General features: G+C 60.5%; 16 protein-coding genes. 2 read left to right on the plus strand and 14 right to left on the minus strand.

What is annotated here, in order from left to right:
• From JNL55_RS36490 to JNL55_RS36535, 10 genes are all read right to left on the minus strand, one after another.
• A partial coding sequence (locus tag JNL55_RS36490) for an alpha/beta hydrolase (protein WP_293866775.1) occupies positions 1-970 on the minus strand: 970 nt, incomplete at its 3' end.
• A 2-nt stretch (positions 971-972) separates the two neighbouring features.
• The gene (locus tag JNL55_RS36495) at positions 973-2,454 is read right to left on the minus strand and encodes an amidohydrolase family protein (protein WP_293866778.1); all 1,482 of its coding nucleotides are present in this window, start codon (positions 2,452-2,454) and stop codon (positions 973-975) included.
• An 18-nt stretch (positions 2,455-2,472) separates the two neighbouring features.
• The gene (locus tag JNL55_RS36500; protein ID WP_293866781.1) at positions 2,473-5,547 is read right to left on the minus strand and encodes a TonB-dependent receptor; all 3,075 of its coding nucleotides are present in this window, start codon (positions 5,545-5,547) and stop codon (positions 2,473-2,475) included.
• A gap of 91 nt (positions 5,548-5,638) precedes the next feature.
• A complete protein-coding gene (locus tag JNL55_RS36505; protein ID WP_293866784.1) occupies positions 5,639-6,742 on the minus strand; it encodes a FecR family protein in 1,104 nt (367 codons plus the stop codon).
• Positions 6,723-7,310 carry an RNA polymerase sigma factor gene (locus JNL55_RS36510; protein WP_293866788.1) on the minus strand — a complete coding sequence of 196 codons (588 nt, stop codon included), beginning with the start codon at positions 7,308-7,310 and terminating at the stop codon, positions 6,723-6,725. Before JNL55_RS36510 ends, JNL55_RS36505 begins: the two co-directional genes overlap by 20 nt.
• A 123-nt stretch (positions 7,311-7,433) precedes the next feature.
• On the minus strand, positions 7,434-8,672 hold the full coding sequence (locus JNL55_RS36515; RefSeq protein WP_293866791.1) for an FAD-dependent oxidoreductase: 1,239 nt from the start codon (positions 8,670-8,672) through the stop codon (positions 7,434-7,436).
• A gap of 46 nt (positions 8,673-8,718) precedes the next feature.
• On the minus strand, positions 8,719-10,125 hold the full coding sequence (locus JNL55_RS36520) for a hypothetical protein (RefSeq protein WP_293866794.1): 1,407 nt from the start codon (positions 10,123-10,125) through the stop codon (positions 8,719-8,721).
• A 35-nt stretch (positions 10,126-10,160) separates the two neighbouring features.
• Complete coding sequence (locus JNL55_RS36525; RefSeq protein WP_293866797.1) at positions 10,161-10,976, minus strand: formylglycine-generating enzyme family protein; 816 nt, start codon at positions 10,974-10,976, stop codon at positions 10,161-10,163.
• A 39-nt stretch (positions 10,977-11,015) separates the two neighbouring features.
• On the minus strand, positions 11,016-13,169 hold the full coding sequence (locus JNL55_RS36530) for a TonB-dependent siderophore receptor (RefSeq protein WP_293866800.1): 2,154 nt from the start codon (positions 13,167-13,169) through the stop codon (positions 11,016-11,018).
• Between the two features lie 263 nt (positions 13,170-13,432).
• Positions 13,433-14,320, minus strand: coding sequence for a LysR family transcriptional regulator (locus JNL55_RS36535; RefSeq protein ID WP_293866802.1), 888 nt, complete (start codon positions 14,318-14,320; stop codon positions 13,433-13,435).
• A gap of 117 nt (positions 14,321-14,437) precedes the next feature.
• On the opposite strand from JNL55_RS36535, the gene JNL55_RS36540 reads away from it, so the two are divergent.
• Both JNL55_RS36540 and JNL55_RS36545 read left to right on the plus strand, forming a co-directional pair.
• Positions 14,438-16,576, plus strand: coding sequence for a malate synthase G (locus JNL55_RS36540; RefSeq protein WP_293866804.1), 2,139 nt, complete (start codon positions 14,438-14,440; stop codon positions 16,574-16,576).
• A gap of 190 nt (positions 16,577-16,766) precedes the next feature.
• On the plus strand, positions 16,767-18,359 hold the full coding sequence (locus JNL55_RS36545) for an isocitrate lyase (protein ID WP_293866807.1): 1,593 nt from the start codon (positions 16,767-16,769) through the stop codon (positions 18,357-18,359).
• Between the two features lie 149 nt (positions 18,360-18,508).
• Here JNL55_RS36545 and JNL55_RS36550 read toward each other — a convergent pair whose 3' ends face one another.
• The 4 genes from JNL55_RS36550 to JNL55_RS36565 all read right to left on the minus strand — a co-directional run.
• On the minus strand, positions 18,509-19,666 hold the full coding sequence (locus JNL55_RS36550) for an alkene reductase (protein WP_293866810.1): 1,158 nt from the start codon (positions 19,664-19,666) through the stop codon (positions 18,509-18,511).
• Between the two features lie 81 nt (positions 19,667-19,747).
• Positions 19,748-20,212: a hypothetical protein gene (locus JNL55_RS36555; protein ID WP_293866813.1), complete on the minus strand. Its 465-nt coding sequence runs from the start codon at positions 20,210-20,212 to the stop codon at positions 19,748-19,750.
• 135 nt (positions 20,213-20,347) lie between these two features.
• On the minus strand, positions 20,348-21,607 hold the full coding sequence (locus JNL55_RS36560; RefSeq protein WP_293866816.1) for an MFS transporter: 1,260 nt from the start codon (positions 21,605-21,607) through the stop codon (positions 20,348-20,350).
• A partial coding sequence (locus JNL55_RS36565; RefSeq protein ID WP_293866819.1) for an aminotransferase class III-fold pyridoxal phosphate-dependent enzyme occupies positions 21,607-22,358 on the minus strand: 752 nt, incomplete at its 5' end. The genes JNL55_RS36565 and JNL55_RS36560, both read right to left, overlap by 1 nt.

Here is a 22,358-nt window from a genome sequence, read left to right on the forward strand (position 1 = left end):
GTCCATCCGCAGCTACTGCGAACGCGGCGGGAGATGGCGCTATCGGAAATCCGAATCGTGCAGCCAGCGCTGAGTAGTGCGCTTCGACGCCTCGCATATCGAATCGCTGCTCGACGTCACCCACCATGCGCGGCATGCGCCAACCCGCGAACAATGCCTGCAACGCGTCGTACAGACTGCGATGCGGTGTGCTCATGTGATCTTCGCCGGGATAGTAGCGATGCTCCCAACGCAAGCCCGACGGTGGTTTCGTCTCCAAGGCGTTCACCAGCTTTCGATTGGTGTCGCGAATATTCGCTTCGTTGTCACCCCAGCTCATGAACAACCACGGAGCTTTTCCGGCACGCCGGATCCCCTCTTCCACCGCAGCGATTGGCGCTTCATCGTCCCACCACAGTGATGGACTGATGGCGATGTGCGCCTGGAAGAGATCCGGGCGATTGCTCAACGTGTGCAGGCTGAAGAGCCCGCCGAATGAGTGCCCGACCAACACACGGTAGGGCTGAGTGCGGTAGCTAGCATCGATGGCGGGTATGAGTTCGTCGGCGAGGAACTTTAGGAAAACATTCGCACCGCCTCCCGATTTTTCTTCGCGTGCCTTTGCCCAGCTCGGATGTGTGATGGGCGGCGTCAGGTCGCGCGTTCGATCGCTGTTGGTCACGCCCACCACGATCATCTCGGGAATGCGATCGTTGACGGATGAAAGGAACTGCACGATGCCGGTCGCGCTATGAAACTGCATCTCCGCATCGAGCAGGTACAACACTGGATAAGCTTTGCCGGACTGCGCATAGTGCGGCGGTAGATGTACGAAGTACCGCCGTTGTTCCTGTAAGACGGCGGACCAGAGCGTGGTGCTCTGACCGATGGCAATGGTGGAGTCCAGCTTCTGCGCCGCCGCCGGCGCCATGCTGAAGAAGCTCACCGCCACCGAGACCAGCAGTGGCATCCGGCGTATGACTGACACCACGACTATTCCGCCGTAGCCTTGAGTTTCGCCGCAAAGCGAGCCACGTCTGCCTCGATTCGCTGCCGCTCAGCGCGTGCGAGCAAGCGACCGTTCAATACCACCGCTTCGATCTTGGCGGCGTTCTCGATGTTCTGCACCGGGTCGGCGTTGAGAATGACCAGGTCCGCCGCCTTGCCCGGCTCCACCGTGCCGAACTCAGCCTCTCGCCCCAAGTACTCCGCAGCGCTCAGAGTGGCGGCACGTAAGATCGCAGCGTTCGACAATCCGGCCTTGCGCAGTTCCAGCATCTCGTCATGAAAGCCCGAGCCGGGGAAGGAATAACTATCCAGCGCGTCGGTCCCCACCAGAATGGGCACACCGGCCGCATGCATCTTTCCGGTGAGACGCACGCCGAGTTCGTAGAAGTCCACGTAGGCGCGCTTCTGCTCCGGCTTTTCCTTGAACAGTTTCGCTTGCGAATCCGCATCATCCGTCCAGTAGGTCCGAACATCCGTCGGCACCAGACGCAGCCGCGGATCTTCGCGAAACGCCTTCTCGTCAGATCTCGCCTCGAAGCGTCGAGTCAGCAACGTCGGCACGTACCAGACACGGGTCTTGGCAATACGCGAGATGATTTTGTCGCAGCGTGCTGAGTCAAAACTGGCCAACACTTTCGGGTAATACCCCCGCTCGTTACCCTCTTCGCTCTCGCGAGCCGCCCAACGTGCATAGCGCTCGTGCAGCCCATCGGAATACGTTGAACAGTCCAATGCCGGCGTGACGGCATGCTCGATGGAAAGCTGGCCGCCTTCCGCCGCTTCGACCACATTCACTGACATAGGCACATGGCCGCTCAGACGCAGTCCGCTCGCACTGGCGGCTCGTAACAACTCGAAGTAGGCCTCGCGCGGGATTGACGTGTAGGGTTTGATGAAATCCGCGCCCCGCTTCTGCGACTCATGAACCATGCGTCGCGCATCCGCTGCATTACCCGGCGCCGACCACGACGGTGCATCGTCGCCGAGTCCTCGCGGCCCCACGACCTGAGCACTGGCAATTGCAAGCAGGCGCGGCCCGAGCACTTCGCCGCTTTCGAGTCGACGCTGCAAGGAGCGCATCGAAACCATGCTCTCGCTACAGTCCGAAGCCCAGAAGCAGTCGCCATTCATGTCGCGCACGCCGGTGACGCCCGCGACTGCGAACATGGGCAGCATCCATTTCTCAGCATCGTTACCGTTGACATGCACGTGCATGTCCCAGTAACCCGGCACGACGAAGCGGCCCGTGCCATCGTGCTTCTTCATTGCTTGCGGCGAACTGCCCGCAGGACGAATCGCACTGATGCGCCCACCGGCAAGCTCAACATCGACCGGTTGCCCAACGGTGCCAGTGCGCGTGTCGACGACACGCACATTGGTAATTGCCCAAGAACTCGGCGCGGGTTCAGCAAAACCAACGCCATACGCCAACAACAGGAGCAGCAAGGCTCCACATCGCTTTGTCATCGCCAGGACTCCGTCAGTTCAGAAGCGTTTCGCGGCGGACAGCCACAATGTGCGCATCCGGGTGCTACCGAACGGGCTGGAGTAGAGATAGCTGGCGTAGTACGCGTCGAACGACGGCGCCTTATTAAATATGTTCTTCACGCCGAACTGCAGCGTCACGTCGCCTAGTACTGCTCGGTCCTCGGCGAACGTATAACTGCCGTACGCGTCGTGGTACATCTGGCTCGCGACGTGCGATCCGCCTTGGGCGAGCACATACGTATCGGTGCCGAAGTGATATTGCGGGTACGAGTCGTAGTACATCACGGTCCAGCCCGCCGACCATTCGCGCAGATCCCAATTCAACGCAGCATTGGCGCGAAACTTCAGCGGTCCGCCATAGGCCACTTCGTTGACGATCTCCTGCAGCGGCGAATCGAAGGAGTTCTGTACCTTGTAGCTCTCGATCAGCGTGCCCTGGACAGTGACGTTGAACGCACCGTAACGCTGCGTGCGCCAGCGATAGGACGCCGATAGGTCGAAGCCGTCGGTGGCGGATTCGTTGGCGTTGATCAGGCTGTAATCCACCAACGTGATCGGCCCCACCGCGTACGGGTCGCCAGGCGCGACCGGTGCGCGTTGCACGCGGCCCGGATACTGCGCTTCATTATCGATGATGTTTTGCGGGTTCGGCGCGAGAATCAAATTCTGCTGCTCGATCCGGTAGTACTCCAGATTGAAACGAGCGTTCTTCAGGAACTCCGGCTCATAGATCACGCCGATGTTGAAGCTCTTGGACTCCTGTGGCTTCAGCCGAGGATTGCCGCCCGTGATTCGCAGCACATTGATCGCCGTGAAGCCGCGTTGTGGATCGATGACCAATACCGGCGAGGACGGCAGCGACACCTCGCTCTCCACGATCTGCGAGAACGACGGTGGCAGGAACGCCGTGGCGTAGCTCGCACGAAACGTCAGGCTGTCGATTGGCTTGAATCTCAGGCCAATGGTCGGATTGGTGGACACATAGTCCACCGAGTTACGCTGCACTTGGGTCGGATCGATTTGATAGTCAGGGCCAGTCGGCAGCGAGCCGGTGCCGGTGCCCACCTCGTAGCGCTCGCTACGGACGGCGACCTGCAGATCCAATGCACGCACGCCTGGAACGCCGTTGCGGGCAGCGACCAACGGAAACAGCGTTTCCAGATAGATGCTGTCGACCGTCTGTGACTGACTCAGATACTTCGAGTAGTAGTCCCAGCCACTGCTCGGAAAGTTCGGCGAGACGCGATGGAAATAGCCGTCATCCAAGCCTTCCTCGCGGCGCTCCAAGCCGATGGCCAGCGTCGGCTGGCCGGCCCACAGCTCCGGCAACGGTCCGGCGAATCGCAAGCCAATGTTCTCGAGCGTCGACGGCGCTGTGAAGCCGAATGGCGCCTGGTAGCGCGACAGATCGAGTGGATTCGCCAGCGTATCCACGAAAGGATTCAACTCGCCGCTGTCGAGCGCTCCTTGTAGTGCAAAGAAATCGAACGCTGCTGTCTCGGACGTGTAGCCGGCGCGGCTGGAACTCCACGTGTAGTCGGCCTCCGCCCGCCAATCATGCGCCAGGTCCATGACCGCTCCAATTACAGCGCGGCGGTTGGTGCTATGAGTCCGATAGGATTGCGCGATGTTCGCCGGAATGCTGATGTTCACCGCTTGCTGAAACGGATTGGTCGGCGCCGTGTCGGCGATGGTGTAGTTGTCGAACAGCGCATTGGTGATCGAGAACGCTTCATTGCTGGCGTAGAAATATTCGCCGAACAGTTCGATGTTGTCCGACATCTGCCGGCGTAGTACCACGCCGAATGACTTCACCGTTGCTTCCGAACCCATCTGGCTGCCACGCGCGGCGCCGTTTGCGGTCAGGCTCACGATATCGGGATGAGCGAAGTTGCTGCGCCCGGAATTGGCGACCAGTGCCGCGGGGTTGGATGCCGCAGTGAAGCCACTAGGAATAAACGTGTTGGCGGAATTCAACGGCGTGCCATCGCGCAATGTCAGCAGTCCACCATCGGTGGAAGTGATATTGGGCGTCGTGCCAAAGCTATAGGGCAGTGTCGACGATGTGACCAGCGCCGGATTATTGCGAAGGATGCGATCGATCCGGCCATTCAACTCCGAGCGATCACGAACCCGCATTGCCGCCACGTCGGAGTAATGTCCGCTGATCAGTACGTTGGTCTTGCCGTCTTCCAACTTGAAGCCATAGACGCCGTCGACGGAACGTCGTGGCGCATCGGCACCGGTGGGATTGTCGTAACCCACTTTGATCTCGGCGCCGTCGTAGTCATGCTTCAGCACGACGTTCAGCGCGCCACCCAACGCCGCGCCTCCGTAAATCGCCGATGCTGAGGTGGGCAGCGCTTCGATGCGATCGATGGCAGCGAGCGGAATGCCGTTGATGTCGGTCTGGCCGGTGGCGCCGAAAAAATTCGGCCCGATGGTGCGCCGTCCATTGATCAGGATCAGCGTCTGGTTGGCTCCCAGGCCACGCAGATCGATGGTGCTGGTATTGCCGAGATAATTGGTGGCCGCGGCGCCGTTGGATACGGTCGCAGCGTTCATGCTCAGATTCTGGCGCAGAAAATCTTCGATGTTGGCCGCGCCGGACTTCTCGATCTTGGCGCTGTTCAGAATCTGGTAAGGCTGCGCATCGTCAATCGTGCGCACCATGTCGACGTTCTGATCGGTGAATGGCCGCCGGCTCTGCACCAGCACCTCGGAAATGTTCTCGGATTCGACGGCGCTGCTCGACTCTGGCTTGCCTCCCGAGATCAGGATGGCACCGCTTTCGTGAACGATGGCTTTCAGCGCCGTTCCCTGTAGCAACTCGCTCACCGCCCGCTCAACGGTGTACTCGCCATGCACGCCTCGCGTCTGCATGCCATTGAGCTGATCGGTGGAGAATGCGATCTCTACCCCAAATTTCTCGGCGATGCTTTTCAGAGCACTGGTCAACGAGCCCGCCGGCACGTCCACTTGCTTCGGCCCGTCGGCGAGCGCCGCCATCGACAGCGACAACGCACAGGCCGCCGCCAGTAGAACACTCTTGCGCTTGATCTGACTCGGCATTGCTCGGTTCCCCTGCCAGGACTCTCGGATTTGGCCCTGTTCGTTATAAAAGACGAGCGGGAATGCAATCCGCTGCACGCCGAAGAACATTTCAGTGGCTGGTGAGAACCACGTTAGCGTCGCGCTGTTCCAAGCGCACGGGAAACACCTCCGTCAGTAACGACAAAAAAGCATCCGTGTTGCCAGCACGAAAATTCCCAGTGATACGAAAGGCCGCGATCGCAGGATCCGCGATCAGGATCTGACGCGTGTTGTAACGATTGAACTCGGCAACGGCGTCGGCGAGCGAGGCGCCGTCGAACAACAGATAGCCACTGCGCCAGCTCAGCAACCGTTCCGCCGCCGAGACCGAGTCCCGACGCAATATCACTTGCTCCTGCGCGGTACGAGCGACAGCGCCAGCAACCAGCCCCGTGGTCGCGTGCATACCGTTTGAGCTTGGGGCTCGTAGGAAGGAAGCACCGGAGCTCTGCTCCAACCTCACTTCGCCTTCGGTCACAACCACGCGAACATCGCTACCGACGCGACGGACGGAGAATTTGGTGCCAACGGCCACCACGCGCTTGTCGTCGACTCGCACTGAAAACGGCCGCTGCGGATCCTTGGCCACCTCGAAGAAGGCTTCACCCTGATCGAGCTCGATGAGCCGCTCTCTAGCATTGAGCGCGACATGAATGCGCGTATCCGTATTGAGTGTGATCCGCGAACCATCCTTGAGGGGCACCGTTTCCAATCCACCCACTGGCGTGGAGTACAGATCCTTGCCTGAAAACACTGCTTCGTTGACGTAGAAGCCAATGCCCAGCACCAGCAGCGCCGCCGCGGCGATTCGGTACAGCCGCACCGAGTTTCGAACACGAGGCGCAGCGTCGTTCTGACTCGGTGACACAGACTCCGCCGAGTTCAGCGTTGGCAATCTGGGGCCGGGAAAGAGATCGCTGCCCCACGAAGCAGGCGGCGGCACCGCGCCGCGAGGCACACCCGCACCCAGCGCTTTCATACGAGCAGCGCCCTTCCAACCGGCTTTCAGCCGAATGAAAGCGATTCGGTGCGCGATGGAACTACTGCGCCACGCATCGAACTCCGCCTGATCCAGCTCGCTCCACTCGCCGCTGTCCTGTTTCAACAGCCACTGGACCGCGACGTCCTCGATAGCCTGAGCGGGCGCCAGCGAGTTACTTTCGTCCGACTTCATTGTCGACCTCTTTGGCAGCGTCCTTCTTACTCATCTCTGTCATGTTCCCTAGTACGACCTTGGTCAGAATCTTGATACCTCGCGCCAGATGACTCGACACCGTGCCCTCTTGCATGCTCAGTTTCTCGGCGACTTCCCGCTGCGAGAATTCGTCAACGCGTCGCAGCCACACCACCGCACGACAGTCGGCCGATAGTTGATCGAGCGCTTCGGCGAGGCATCGCAGCTCTTGGCGCGCAGTCAACCGCCGCTCCGGCGTGACTTCATCTACCAAGACGTTTCGCGGATCCAGATCTTGCGTGTAGTCGATGGCCACGATACGTTCGCGACGCACCCGATCCACGATCAGGTGTCGCGCGGTGGCGATCAGAAAAGCCTGAGGAGACTCAGGCAGGCCGCGGGACGCGCTTTCGTACACGCGGACGTAGACTTCTTGTCTGAAGTCATCGACATCGGCATTCTTGCCCCACACTCGCCGCAGATACCCCGTCAGCGCAGCCTCGTGCGGGAGGATTTCTTTCTCGAACCAGTCATCGAGAAAGTCGCCAGGTTCAAGGTGGGGGCTCATCTGCGCGCCACATTACGCCACCCCAATGAGCCCGGCCAGATCGGCAAAAATATTCTGCTACCAGTGCAGCGCTTTGGGGATTCGCTCGTCTTTAGAGTAGGGAGCGGCTAGTTTTGAGCCGGCTCAGTCGTGAACCCGATGGGACGCCAGAGCCAGGCGCGGTTCGGCCTTGCCCGAGCCGAGCACCAGATCCGTGACATAGCGACCCACGGCGGGCCCATGTTTGAATCCGTGGCCACTGCCGCCGCCGACCAGCCATACATTGGCCCAAGCGGTGTGCCGATCGATCAGCAGATTACCGTCGTGACTGTTCTCGTACTGGCAGACCCGAGACTCGGCCAACGGGCGCCGGGCGAGCGCTGGAAACCGTCGCGCGAGAAAGGCCCGCACATCCGCCAGCCCCTGGTCGGTGATTCTGCGATCGCTCGCATCCGGGTCGTACGCGGGACCATGAGCATCGAGTGCGATCTTGAAGCCGCGGCTTTCGATGTCAGGAAAACCGTAGTGAAGGTCCTTGCTGCTCATATCCACCCAGGCCGGCAGCTGCGCGCCCTCGAACCGCCGGTCGCCGGGCTCGGGAGCAAAGAAGAATACTTCCTGGCGGGTCGGAACGATTCGCGCGCCGACGACCTCCGGAAACAGCTTGGGTAACCAGGGACCGCAGGCGAAAATGAAATTGCTCGCACTTAGCTTTTCGCCGCCGGTGCCAGTGATCGCATCGAGTGACGCTTGCGTCGAACGCGGCGGATCGACTGCGAACTGACGAAAGCTGCCGCCGGCCGCTACAAAATCTGCCACGAGGGTTTGCAAGCTGCGACGGGCCATCAGCGCGCCCATGGTCGGCTGCAGGACGCCGACAGCAATGCCCTCGAAGCCAATCTGCGGCCAGCGCTTCGCCATCTCGGACACCCCGAGCTTTTCGATGGGAATGCCCAGGGCTCGCTGCATCGAGATGCTCCGGTCGATCTCCGCGCTATCTCGCGGATAGATGTAGAGCGCGCCCACATCGCGAAAGATCGGGCTCTCGTGTCGCCGCGACAACGCCTGCCACTCGGCCAGCGATTCCCAGGCCCAGCGGGTATAGAACTCGTTGCCCGCATACTCAGTTCGGATCAGGCGCGTCTCGCCGCCGGAAGAGGAACGTGAATGCGCCACGCCCCAGGCATCGAGCAGCAGCACCTTGTGCCCCTTGCGTTGCAGGTTCCATGCGGTCCAGACACCGAACACACCGGCGCCGATCACAATGGAATCCCATGCGCTCGACGTCTGGGCCCGTGCCGAACCCAGCGCAGTGCCCGCGAGCGCCCCCGCCGTCGCCAACCCTTTGAGCACATCCCGCCGCGACATCTCTCCCGAACTCATAGTTACCCTCGATAGTTGAACAACGCGGATTCCTGATTCGTTTTTTTCAGCAGCCCTTTGGCGCGGCGATCCAATCGCCCAGGCGCATGCTCTTCGGATCATTCAGCGGCGCTGCCGCGCGGATGCTTTCCTCGCTGCAACCGGAATCGACATTTCGCTTCAGCCACCACTGACGCACGTGTGAAGCATCATGCGCAGCGGCTTGCGGATACTGAGCGTAGAAGCTGCGAGGAAAGTCGACGTCCTGCCTGCCTTGCACGTGTTGGTCGAAAAACTGCAGAACCGCGTCGGCAATCAACGCCGTGCCGCGGCGGCCATCGATCGTGCCGTACAACTCTGCGTTCCACGGTCGCGGCGCGCTTAGTAGCAAATCCAGGGTCCCAACGTGCCGGAGCGAGGATACTCGCATTCTCACTATGTCCTCCCGCTCTCCCGCGTGAGCCCAGCGCTCGTAAGCGTAGTCGTTTGGATTCAAGCTCAGGTCATCGTACTGTGCGCCGAAGAAGCGCTCGCCCGTGAGGAACATCAGCAGCGGCGCGCGCAGCTCGACGTTGTACATCGAGAAATCGAAACTCTCGCCATCCAGATTGACTGCCGCCTTGCATTCGGGGAGCGCCTGACAAACCGAAGGCGCGGTGCTGCCACCAAAAGACATGCCGCCCACGCCCAGCCTCGTGTAATCCACTGCCGCCGCAACCTCTCGCACATCGTCGGGCACTTGCCCGGTACGCAGCGCCTGAAAAACAAACAAGTTGTCGTCGCGCCAGATAAGGGCGCTGGCACCGATGCGATGGGCCATCGATGCCGCTTCGAAGCGCTTCAGGCCCGCCATGCGCGCATCGCCAGTCGAGCCGCCCATGAATGCCTCGATACCCGCTTGCAACTCGGCGTCGAGTGTCTCGTCCGCGCCGGAGAACGGCTGCACAGCGGCTCCAGTGTCGAAGCGTGCCTCGATCGAATCACCGGGGTGCCCGATGCTCACTGCCACATAGCCGTGACTCGCGAGCTGCTCCATCATCGCGGTGTTCTGTTCGGGGTAGCACCAGAATCCGTGATTGAACAACACCACTGGCCACGCATTCGGACCACGCTTCACGGGCGCATCGAGAATCGAGTGCGTGTCGATGCGACTCAGATAGGCAAAGGAGTGACGGCCCCTGCCCATGTTCTGGCCGAATGAGACTGCTTCGTAGCTGTCGAGATAGGGCCGTGTGGGGCCTTGGACATCATCCGCCACCGGGTACCAGACCCGAATCGGAATTCTTCGCGGCTCGCTCGCAGGTGTGCCGAGCAGACCTTGGCGGCTTGCGTCCACGAGCGCGAACGCTTTGACGCCCACGCGGTGCGGACCGTTCGGTGCAGGCAGCTCGAACATCGGCGAATACCACCAGACGGCGCCGACCACAGCCAACCCAACCACCGCCATCACGGCGAGAATCCACTGTCGCTTCATGTTTACAGATCGAACGTTGTGTAGTGCCGAGGTTGTTACGGCAATGTTCTGACGACCCGGAACCCGAGCGCGTTGTTTCTTCTGTTCGGGTCGTCGCCCGCATAGCGCAGCGCCGAGCGCACCGTTTCCGGTTTGTTGTACCAGCCGCCGCCGCGATCGACACGCCTGACGCAGTCTCCTGTCAGCCAGGCGCGACCGTCCGCGGGCGCACCTTCATATGACGGGTTGTAGCAGTCCTCGACCCATTCCCACACATTACCCACCGTGTCGTGCAAGCCGAATGCGTTCGGCTTGAAGCTGCCCACCGGCGATGATTTCGCGTAGCCATCGTTGCAGTCGTGTCGGGGCCAATCCGGGTGTTCCTGCTTCACCGACTCATCACCCACGTTGCCGAATTCGCAGGCCCGCGTCGAGTCCTCGCCCCAGAACCAACGCGTCGTCGATCCGCCGCGCGCCGCGTATTCCCACTCGGCCTCGCTCGGCACGCGATACTGCTTACCGGTTTTTTGCGTCAGCCATCTGGCATAGCCCATCGCCATTTCGAAGTTGACGTAGATGACGGGGCGACGACCGCGTCCCCAACCCTCGTCCGCCACGGCTGTGCACGCCTGCGCCGCCACGCACGCGTCCCATTCGTCGAATGTGACTTCGTATTTGCCGATCGCAAACGGCTTGGCGAACGTGACCGTGTGCAGCGGGCTCTCGTGAGAGTCGCGACCCTCCTCACGATCCGGAGAACCCATCCGAAACTCCCCCGCGGGTGCGACGACCATTTCGGGACAGTCGGCGCAATCACGGTTTCCGGGCCCCGCGAACACCGGCGTATCGGCGGGGACAGCGCCGCCGGCCAACAACAGACCGGCAGCGATGCTACTGACGATGCGGCTCATTCAAAAACGCCAGTCCAAGCTCACCGTGTAGTTGCGTGGAGCATTGTAATAGCTCATGTCGTACACGCTGAGGATGACCTTCTCGTTGGTGAGATTGCCGACGTTGGCGCGCACCGTGACATTGGGCTGAACGTCCCAAGCGGCGAAAGCGTTAAGCAAGGTATAGCTGCCCTGGCGCACCAGATAATCGGTGTAGCTGTCCGCGTTGAAGACCTTGCTCTGCCACTTACCGCCGACACCGAAGGACAGTGCCGTGTAACTCGGCACGCGTGCGCTGAGCATCACGTTCGCGGTACGACGCGGCACCCAAGCGTAGGTGTCATCGCCTTCGTTGCCGTCCATCTTCAGATAGGTATAGCCCAACAGCAGATCGGTGTACTCATTGAGCTTGCCGGTGACCTCGAACTCGATGCCTTTGGATTCAACATCGACCGCGTTGTAGTAACCATAGGCGTAGCCGTCCATGAAGCGGGTGCCGACATAGGTGGCGAGGCCTTCCTGCTTGGCGTTGAACCAGGCCAGCGTGGTCAGCACACGCCGATCCAGCCACTCGGCTTTGACGCCGGCTTCGTAGTTCACGCCCTTGCTCGGATCCAGATAGTTGCTGTCGTAATCGATCTGTTCCTGCGGCTGGAAGATGTACGAATAGTTGACGTAGCCGAGCACCTTGTCGGTGAAGGCGAAGGTCAGGCCGGCATACGGACTCACGTCCCTGGTGGTCTGGTCGAAGGACGTGCCGGTGTCAGTGTTGTAGCCGGTCCGCTGATATTCGGCCCAGTTGAAGCCGACGATGGCCTTGAGCCGGTCGGTCATCGCCAGCCGCGTCGCACCGAACACGCGCTTCATGCGCTGATCCAACTTGGTGTAGACCACGCGCCCCTCCCAGACCGGCTCCGGGATCACATCGCCGGCATACGGAAAGCTGGGCAGGAAACCGAAGGCCGGGTTGTCGAAGTCGGTCGGCTGGTAATAGTCCATGCCTTCGCTCCTCGCCAGACTCACGCCGAGCATCGCTTCATGCTCGCGGCCGAACAGCTCGAACCGGCCATTCAACTTCACGTCGCCAAGGTGGGCCTTGGTTTCGTACGGGCTCTTGTAGGCCCAGCCCAATAGTCCCTCGCCCGTCGCCGGGTCGATGCCGCTGACCGAATAGCCCAGGAACAATTTGGAGTCGTGGTCGTAAACGCGGTAGTTATATGAGGCCTTCAGTTGCCAGCGCTCGGCGAGCTGATGGGTGTACTCCACGAAGCCGGCCTGAGTGTTCGAGTTCCAGTAGGTCCAGTCCTGGGTGGTGGAAGCGCTGCGGTCCCACTCGAGCTGCTGACCGGTGTTGCTGACGAAGGTCAGCGCGCCCCACATGTTGCCGGTGGTATCGGCTTGCTGCCAGGAATAGCCGACCGCCAACGTGCCGTGCTCGCCGATCTGTCCGTCGATCACGCCGTACACATATTTTCGATCGGTCTCGAAGTCGCGCAGGTACGAGTCGCTTTCCTCCGTCGCGACCACCACGCGGCCGGCCCAGGTGCCCGCGTCATTGAACGGCGTCGAATAGTCCGCCTCGACGCGTCGGCGATCCCAGGAGCCGACGGTCACACCGACATGCCCCTGCGCTTCGTTGGTCGGCCGCTTGCGCACGTAATTGATGGTGCCCGAAGCGTTGCCCACGCCGGTGAGCAAACCGTTCGCGCCGCGGATCACTTCCAGCTTCTCGAAGCCGAAGGCGTCCATCGCGTTGGTGACCAGTCCCCAGCCGTTGGGCAGGCCGACGCCGTCGATCTGTGTGTTCTTGATTTCGAAGCCGCGCGCCAGGAACTGAGTGAGGTTGGTCGACACCTGCTCGACCTGAATGCCAGTGGCCAGCCGCAGCGCTTCGTTGAGGTCGTCGACGCCGAACTGTTCCATCTGTTCCTGGGTGATCAAACTGATGGACTGCGGGGTTTCCTTGATCTCCATGTCGAGGTTGGTCGCACCGCTGCTGACGCGACGAGCGCGCTGTGCAACTACCATCACCTCCTCCAGCGTCGAGGCTCGAGTATTGGCGGTAGTGTCAGCGGGTGTCGCCTGGCCGTAGGCACTGCCTACGAAGGCGTTCGCTGCAAGAATTGCCGTGGACAGAACACACTGGCGCCCAAGCGCCGCTGGCTTAAGGTTCATCGCAGGCCTCCCAACCAATTTTTTTTTATGAACGTGCCGATCCCTGGAGCCAGAATATGAGATCGGCCCGCGCTCCAGTCCATCCACGTCCAGGCCTGCGACGATTAGGACTGTTCGTTGAAAACAAAAGACTTTTGCCGATGCGGGCGCAAGAATCAGCGAGCCATGCGGCACAAATGCGCAGATCCGCGCGGGCCTGTCATGTAGAAAGATAGGATCGGCGGTGGTGATCCAGCTGCGGACCGGACGACTCTGACAAACACTCAGGCAAGACTCGGAACAACGCGATAAGCCTCCGCCAGATGATTGATGAACGCGGTCACGCTGGGCGGCACTAAGCTCGCTGCAGGAGAGACAGCGAAGATCGCCACGTCGCTGGCTCCGGGGAACTGTGGAAGGATGACCCGCAACGCGCCGGATGCCAACTCACGCTCGACATCCCATTTCGAGCGGAGCGCGATACCCAATCCGGCAACGGCAAGCTCGCGCACTACTTCGCTCGAGTTGGTGGGCACGACGCTGCGCCCATGCACCAGAACGGGTGCGTTACGATCTTGGAGGCGCCACGGGAACTGAGAGCCCGCACCCAGCAATGAATGTTTGGACAATTCCTCTAGTGTCGTCGGCGCACCGTGACGCGCGAGGTAGTCCGGACTTGCACACAAGACGCGATGATTCGCAGCCAGCCGCTGTCCGGTGAGACCGGAGCCGACCTCGGAGGCGATCCGAATGGCCAGATCGATACGCCGCTCGACCAGATCGATGTAAGCATCGTCGAGTTCGAGCTCCATCGACACCGCTGGAAATCGTTTTAGAAAAGCCGGCACATATGGCGTCACATGCAACCTGCCGAACGACGTCGGCGCTGACACGCGCAATTTTCCCGAAGGCTGCTGCGCACGGCCGCTGACCATCGCCTCGGCCTCGTTTGCCGCGGCGAGAATGTGAACCACACGCTCGAAGAATTGCTCCCCGACATCCGTCATCGTCAGCTGCCGCGTGGTGCGCGAGATCAATCGCGCTCCCAGTCGCTGCTCGAGGCGTGCAATCCGTTTTGAGACCATCGCGGGTGACAGGCCCAGCGTTCGGGCCGCCGCGGACAGGCTGCCGCTACGGACTACACAGACAAAAAGCTCGTATTCGCGCTCCACAGCTTTTCCAAATAAGAACAGGTTCTTTAACTTTATTGCATATACCGAAAAAATCCACGGGACGTTATCGTGCCGGCCGTCGGGCCTTCCTTTCCCAGGCCTGGAGATCGAATTCAAATGCCGACCCACGTCGCCCGTGGCTCCCTGCGAGTCGCCGAGTGCCTGAGCAACTTCATCGAGCAACGCGTTCTGCCTGGCACGGGCCTGGAACCGACTGAGTTCTGGCAAGGGTTTGCCGAATTGTTAAAGCGCTTCGCGCCCGAAAACCGCGAGCTGCGCGCAGACCGAGATCGTCTGCAGACCCAGATCGATCAGTGGCACGACGCTCGACGAGGCCAACCGATCGATGCCGTCGAGTACGAACGGTTCCTGCGCGAGATCGGCTATCTGGTCGCCGAGCCAGCTCATTTCCGGATCACCACGCAGAATGTGGACCCGGAGATTGCAACGCTCGCGGGACCGCAACTGGTCGTGCCGGCGCTCAATGAACGCTTCGCCCTGAACGCCGCCAACGCACGATGGGGCAGCTTGTACGATGCACTTTACGGAACGGACGTCTTACCGGGCAAGGCTCGCGGCCCCGGCTACGATGCGGAGCGTGGCCAGCAAGTCATCGCTTATGCAAAGCGCTTTCTGAATGAGACGGTGCCCTTGCAGTCGATGCGTCACGAAGATGTGACGCAATGGTCTGTGCAGAACGGCGCGCTGGTACCCGCATTGAGCGACCCTGCCGCGTTCGTCGGCTATACGGGGCCCGCGGATCAACCTACCGGCCTCCTGTTCAAACATCATGGCCTGCACATCCAGTTGGTGCTGGATCGGAAGCATTCGATTGGACGACAGGATCTCGCGGGACTGGCCGACGTGGTTCTTGAAGCCGCTTTGACGACCATTGTCGACCTGGAAGACTCCATCGCCGCGGTAGACGCCGACGACAAGGTCGCGGCCTATTCCAACTGGCTCGGACTCATGCAAGGGACACTGACCGCCTCGTTCGAAAAAGGCGGCAAGACATTGACGCGCGCCTTGGAACCCGATCGCGACTGGTTGGCACCGCACGGCGAGCGCTTCACCCTGCCCGGTCGCAGTGTGCTGTTCCTGAGAAACGTCGGTCACCTGATGTCCACTTCCGCCGTGTTGCTGAGTGATGGTTCTCAGGCACCGGAAGGCATCATCGATGGCGTCATCGGTAGCCTCATTGCCCTTCACGATGTGACTGTTCGTCACGCGAACAGTCGCACGCGTTCGATTTACATCGTCAAGCCGAAGATGCATGGCCCGGCTGAAGTGGCCTTCAGCAATCGTCTGTTCGATGCGATCGAAGACTTGCTGAAACTGGCTCGCTATACGATCAAGATCGGTGTCATGGACGAAGAGCGGCGCACTTCAGCCAACCTGGCCGCGTGCCTCTTCGAGGTCAGAAATCGAATCGTGTTCGTCAACACCGGCTTCCTGGATCGCACCGGCGATGAGATGCACACCTCGATGCGTGCCGGCGCGATGATTCGTAAGAACGCCATGAAACAAAGCGACTGGATCCGTGCCTACGAGCAACGCAACGTGCAGATCGCGCTCGCCGCAGGCATGAGTGGACGCGCGCAGATCGGCAAGGGAATGTGGGCTGCCCCGGACAAGATGGCAGACATGCTGACCCAGAAGATCGCTCATCCAAACGCGGGAGCGACGACGGCCTGGGTGCCTTCTCCAACAGCAGCCACTCTGCACGCCCTGCACTATCATCGTGTCGACGTATTCGCCCGTCACCCGCAACTCACAACTGAACCCGCTGCTCCGCTCGGCGCGCTGCTGACCATTCCACTCGCCGAGAAAACCGATTGGAACGCGGCGGAGATCCGCGAGGAACTCGATAACAACGCACAAGGCATTCTCGGCTACGTGGTGCGCTGGATCGATCAAGGCATCGGCTGCTCGAAAGTGCCCGACATTCACGATGTCGGGCTCATGGAAGACCGCGCCACGTTGCGAATATCTTCGCAGCACATCGCCAACTGGCTGATGCACGGCATCTGCACTGCCCAGGATGTGGAGCAGGCATTCGAGCGCATGGCCGCCAGAGTCGATGCGCAGAACGCCGCCGACCCGAACTATCGGCCCATGTCGCCCGATGTGTCGAACAACCTGGCCTTTCAGGCGGCTCGCGCCCTGGTTTTCGAGGGAGCGGCTCAGCCGAACGGCTATACCGAACCGCTGCTGCATGCGTTCCGAGAGCAGCTGAAGCGTCGCGCCCATCACTAGTCGAAGCTCCGTAGCGGCACATCCTCATTCTAAAGCGTTGATTTCCATGATCTATTAGTCATGCCGGAGCCATATATTTAAAGTACCGTTCTTCAACAAATCATATATTTTACGTCCTGATACCGGCCAGCTATGGTTGCCCCCTGGGACCGGCGCTGCCCGGTCTGTCATCTCTAACAGGAGTAGGTCTGTGTCGAACTATGCAAGCACCGCCGATCAGGCCGGCGCGGTCATCGCCCAAAACGGCCCGAGCTGGAGCGCGATCAGCCCGGAATATGTCGCGCGGATGCGTCTGCAGAACCGATTCAAAACGGGTTTGGACATCGCACGCTACACCGCGAAGATCATGCGCCAGGACATGGCCGCCTATGACAAGGATGCCGGCCAATACACCCAGTCGCTCGGCTGCTGGCATGGCTTCATCGGTCAGCAGAAGCTGATCTCCATCAAGAAACATCACGGCTCGACCAAGCGTCGTTATTTGTATCTGTCCGGCTGGATGGTGGCAGCGTTGCGCTCCGATTTCGGGCCGCTGCCGGATCAGTCCATGCATGAGAAAACTTCGGTGTCGGCGCTGATCGCAGAGCTGTACACCTTTCTTCGTCAAGCGGATGCTCGCGAACTCGGCGGTCTGTTCCGCGATCTAGACGCGGCACGCGACGCGAAAGATGCAGCCAAAGAAAAGCAGGTGCTGAGCCGCATCGACAGTTTCGAGACTCATGTGGTGCCGATCATCGCTGACATCGATGCGGGCTTTGGTAATGCCGAAGCCACTTACCTGCTGGCCAAGCAAATGATCGAAGCCGGCGCCTGCTGTATCCAGATTGAAAACCAGGTGTCGGATGAAAAGCAGTGTGGTCACCAGGACGGCAAGGTCACTGTGCCGCACGAGGACTTTCTCGCAAAGATTCGCGCCGTGCGTTACGCGTTCATGGAACTGGGCGTGGATGACGGCGTCATCGTCTCTCGCACCGATTCCCTGGGCGCTGGCCTGACCAAACAGATCGCCTACACGCGCGAACCTGGCGACCTGGGCGATCAGTACAACAGCTTCCTGGATTGCGACGAAGTGACGCCGGACACCATGAAGAATGGCGACGTCATCATCAATCGTGCCGGCAAGCTGTTACGTCCCAAGCGCCTGCCCAGCAACCTGTTCCAATTCCGCGCCGGCACCGGCGAAGATCGTTGCGTGCTCGACTGCATCACCAGTTTGCAGAACGGCGCCGACCTGCTGTGGATCGAAACCGAGAAACCTCATATCGGCCAGATCAAGGGCATGGTGGATCGCATTCGCGAAGTCGTGCCGAACGCCAAGCTGGTCTACAACAACAGCCCGTCGTTCAACTGGACGCTGAACTTCCGTCAGCAGGTGTTCGATGCCTGGAGCAAGGACGGCAAGAATGTGTCGGCCTATGACCGCGCCAAGCTGATGAGCGCCGATTACGATGCCACCGAGCTGTCGCAGGAAGCCGATCGTCGTATTCAAAACTTCCAGCGTGACGCGGCTCGAGACGCCGGGATTTTCCATCACTTGATCACGCTGCCGACTTATCACACGGCTGCCTTGTCCACCGACAATCTGGCCAAAGGTTATTTCGGCGCCGAAGGCATGCTGGCTTACGTTGCCGGCGTCCAGCGCAAGGAAATTCGCGAAGGTATTGCCTGCGTCAAGCATCAGAACATGTCCGGCTCGGACATCGGCGACGATCACAAGGAATACTTCGCCGGTGAAGCCGCGCTCAAGGCTGGCGGCAAACACAACACGATGAATCAGTTCTAGACCGCCAGGGACGGTGGGAATGCCGGCAATGCAGGAGCAATTGCCGGTAAACCGCCAGGGACGGTGGGAATGCCGGCAATGCAGGAGCAATTGCCGGTAAACATTTACCAAGTGGCCCGAGGATCGCTCCTCGGGCCACTCACTAAGCTTTAGCCGCTCGTAGCAGGGTAATCCGTGTACCCCTGCACGCCATCCGAATAGAACGTTTTGGAGTTCGGCTCAGCCAACGACAACCCCTTGCGATAGCGAGTGACCAGATCCGGGTTGGAGATAAACGGCTTGCCGTACGCGATCAGATCGGCTGCGTTTGCAGCGAGCGCCGCGGTGCCGCTGTTCAAGTCATAGCTGCTGTTCAAAATCAGCGTGCCTTTGAATGCCTTGCGAATAGCCGGCGCAGTCCGCACGTTCTGCGGTGTGGCCACCACGTCTTCCACCAAATGCAAATAGGCGAGCCCGAATCGATCGAGTGCCGCCGCGGCGGCAGTGAATGTAGCGACAGGCTGGCTGTCGCGCATGTCGTTGTAGCTATTGTTCGGTGACAGCCGCACACCGACGCGATCCGCCGACCATGCCTTGGTCACTGCTTCAGTGACCTCGACCAGCAAGCGCAAGCGATTCTCGATGCTCCCGCCATACCGATCCGTGCGGCGATTCGATCCGTCGCGAATGAACTGATCGATGAGATAGCTGTTGGCACCGTGAATCTCCACGCCATCGAAACCTGCTTGCTTGGCCAGCCGGGTCGCTCGTGCGTAGTCGCGAACGATATCTGCAATTTCCGGCTCGGTGAGGGCGCGTGGCTGTACGTACGGCTTCTTTCCCGTCGGGGTGTAAGTGTCGCCCGCCGCTGCAATCGCCGAAGGAGCCACTGGAGTCGCGCCATCGAGGAAATCCGGATGCGAGACGCGACCCATATGCCAGAGTTGCAGGAAGATGCGGCCGCCGCGTGCATGCACCGCGTCCGTGACGAGCCGCCAGCCTGCTGCGTGCGCCTCGGTGTAGATCCCAGGCGAGCCATTCCAGCCGTATCCTTGGGCTGAGATGGCAGTCGCTTCGGAGACGATCAACCCGGCTTCAGCGCGCTGGCCGTAGTACTCAGCCATCAGCGCGTTCGCCGTGCGAGCCGCTCCCGCCCGACCGCGAGTCATTGGCGCCATGACCACGCGATTGCGCAATCGCAGGCCGCGCAGATCAGCCTGCTCGAACAGCCGCGATGCTTGCGCTTGATTCCCGAGAGAAACGTTCGCCAGCCCCAGCGCTAGTGTTCCAAGGGCACCTTGCGTGACCGCGCGTCTCGACACCTTCATCCTCAGCTCCTTGTTTCGACCACCAAAGCCGACGATTCGACCGTGGCTTTGGCTGGAAGTTGCGCAGCTGAGCTGCCGATTTCAGGAGGCCTTGTCTTGTTCTCTCAAGCGCCGATCACGCAACCAGCGCTTGGCATGTTCCAGGTGTTCGAACGAGCCAACCGCGAGCCCGGCGGGCACGCCGGCATGAATGGATTCGAGGGCGAATTTCCCCAGGTGGGAGAACGGCACCGTGCTGGCAGCGGCATGTAACCCGGCTGAAACCGCACGCGGCATCCAGTCCTTTGCGATCCAGCTTTGGTCGTCCGGGCCGATGCGCAGGATGTGCCCGTCATCGCCGATCAAATATTGCAGAGCCTCAGCCTGGAGAATCATGATGACACTCTCGAGGATGAAGCGTAGCTGCAGGCTGGTCGCGTCCTTACGCCAGTGTAATAACAGACAGGGCACCGACGGATCGATCAGCAGCCGACAAACGGGGTTGTCTGCCACCGACTCGCTGACCAGTTTTCCTTCATAGGATTCGGCCGCCACGGCCGCTTTCATCTGCTCCCACCGGCGGTCCACGAATCCCCCGAGTTAACATGCATTTTGAGGGGCAGGCGCCAGTGAAGCGCTCGGCAAAGCCGTTTGCTATCGTGGTTTATCGCTGTTGGTTGCTAGTACTGTTGGCTTTGTCGGTTAGATCCGCGACTCCCGCAGCGGCTCGCGCATGAAGAGGTACACCAGCAACGAGCAGAATACGCAGCCAGTCACATACCAATAGAACAGCGCTTCGTGACCGACGGATTTACACCATAGAGCGATGTACTCGGCGCTGCCGCCAAACACGGAGACGGTGATTGCGTATGGCAGCCCTACTCCCAGCGCGCGGATCTCGACCGGGAACAATTCCGCTTTGACCACGGCGCTGATCGAGCTGTACAGCGAGGCTATGGTCAGCGCGATCAATATCAGGAAAAAAGCCGTCCAGGCACTTTGCGCCTCGGCCAATGCGGAGAGCAGCGGCACCGTCCCAAACAACGCCAGCACGCCGAATACGATCAACATCGGGCGCCGTCCATAGCGATCGGACAGCGCTCCCATCAGGGGTTGCAACACCATGAAGATCAGCAGATTGAGCGTCGACACCAGCGTCGACTCTGCCTTGCTCAGGCCGACGGTGTTGACCAGAAACTTCTGCATATACGTCGTGAATGTATAGAAGAACAGCGTGCCGCCCATGGTCAGCCCCACGACCATCAGCACTTCGCGCGGATGGCGAAGGAGCAGCCGCAATTGCCCGGCTTCGGCTGCTACCGGCTTGTCCTTGAATGCGTCGGTCTCGACCAGGTTACGACGCAGATAGAGCGCCGCCACCGCAGCCAGCGCACCGATGGCGAACGGTATCCGCCAACCCCAGGCCTCGAGCTGCTGGGCATCGAGCACCAGGAACTGCAGAGTCATCAGCACTCCCAGCGCCAGCAGCTGCCCCATGATCAGCGTCACGTACAGAATGCCGGAATAGAAACCGCGACTGCCGCTGGTCGCAATCTCGCTCATGTAGGTCGCGCTCGTGCCGTACTCGCCGCCGACGCTGAAACCCTGAATCAGGCGTGCGATGAGTAATAACGCGGGAGCTGCAATCCCGATGGTCTGATACGTCGGCGTCACTGCGATGATCAACGAGCCCAGGCACATGAGCATGACCGACAAGGTCAACGCCGCCTTCCGACCGCGACGATCTGCATAGCGCCCCATCACCCAGCCGCCGATGGGACGCATCAGGAATCCGACGGCGAAGATCGCCGCCGTATTCAGTAGCTGCAGAGACGGATTGCTGTCCGGGAAAAAGCTGGGCGCAAAGTAGATCGCGAAGGCCGCGTACGCATACCAGTCGTACCACTCGATCAGATTGCCAACCGAACCACCGAAAATGGCACGCAGACGTGGTTCGGTCACTACAGCATGCCGTACAGCTGTGCGGTCTGATCCAGACTGCGCTTCACCTTTGCCACCAGCTCATCGATCTGTGGGCGCGTGATCACCAGCGGCGGGCTCAACACGATGGTCTGCCAGCCCGCAGGCCGCATGATCAAATTGTTCTGCATCGCGAAGTCGCGCGCCTTGACGTGCGCCTCGTGCTCCATCGGAAACACTTTGCGCTTGGCTTTATCCTGCACCAGTTGCAGAGCGCCGATGAGTCCGACACCGCGAAACTCACCGACGATGGGATGAGCGTCGGCCATCTGTTGCAGCTGAGCCCGGAAATACGGCGCCGTGTCCGACTTCACTCGATCTACCAGCTCTTCCTTCTTCATCAGTGCGATGTTGGCCAGTGCAACTGCGCACGCAGCCGGATGGCCCGAGTAAGTAAAGCCGTGATGAATCATCTTGCCGCCTTCGCTCAGCACGTCGAAGACTCGATCGTGAATGGCCACGGCGCCGATCGGCAGATAGCCCGAGGACAGTCCTTTGGCCATAGGCATGAAGTCGGGAGCAATGCCGTACGTCTGCGAACCGAACCATTCGCCGGTGCGACCGAAGCCGCAGATCACTTCATCAGCGACCACCAGCACATCGTACTTCTTACAGATGCGCTGAATCTCCGGCCAATAAGTCGCCGGCGGATCGATACCACCGCCAGCGCCTTGGCACGGCTCGCCGATGAATGCGGCGACGTTATCCGCACCCAGCTCCAGAATCTTTTTCT

Origin of the sequence: Steroidobacter sp., assembly GCF_016790065.1 — a bacterium.
Taxonomy (GTDB): Bacteria; Pseudomonadota; Gammaproteobacteria; order Steroidobacterales; family Steroidobacteraceae; genus Steroidobacter.

What these genes read in the sequence shown, in the direction of transcription:
- JNL55_RS36495 (WP_293866778.1), bottom strand. Translation starts at nt 2,454, where the DNA reads ATGACAAAGCGATGTGGAGCCTTGCTGCTCCTGTTGTTGGCGTATGGC.
- JNL55_RS36500 (WP_293866781.1), bottom strand. Translation starts at nt 5,547, where the DNA reads ATGCCGAGTCAGATCAAGCGCAAGAGTGTTCTACTGGCGGCGGCCTGT.
- JNL55_RS36505 (WP_293866784.1), bottom strand. Translation starts at nt 6,742, where the DNA reads ATGAAGTCGGACGAAAGTAACTCGCTGGCGCCCGCTCAGGCTATCGAG.
- JNL55_RS36510 (WP_293866788.1), bottom strand. Translation starts at nt 7,310, where the DNA reads ATGAGCCCCCACCTTGAACCTGGCGACTTTCTCGATGACTGGTTCGAG.
- JNL55_RS36515 (WP_293866791.1), bottom strand. Translation starts at nt 8,672, where the DNA reads ATGAGTTCGGGAGAGATGTCGCGGCGGGATGTGCTCAAAGGGTTGGCG.
- JNL55_RS36520 (WP_293866794.1), bottom strand. Translation starts at nt 10,125, where the DNA reads ATGAAGCGACAGTGGATTCTCGCCGTGATGGCGGTGGTTGGGTTGGCT.
- JNL55_RS36530 (WP_293866800.1), bottom strand. Translation starts at nt 13,169, where the DNA reads ATGAACCTTAAGCCAGCGGCGCTTGGGCGCCAGTGTGTTCTGTCCACG.
- JNL55_RS36540 (WP_293866804.1), top strand. Translation starts at nt 14,438, where the DNA reads ATGCCGACCCACGTCGCCCGTGGCTCCCTGCGAGTCGCCGAGTGCCTG.
- JNL55_RS36550 (WP_293866810.1), bottom strand. Translation starts at nt 19,666, where the DNA reads ATGAAGGTGTCGAGACGCGCGGTCACGCAAGGTGCCCTTGGAACACTA.
- JNL55_RS36555 (WP_293866813.1), bottom strand. Translation starts at nt 20,212, where the DNA reads ATGAAAGCGGCCGTGGCGGCCGAATCCTATGAAGGAAAACTGGTCAGC.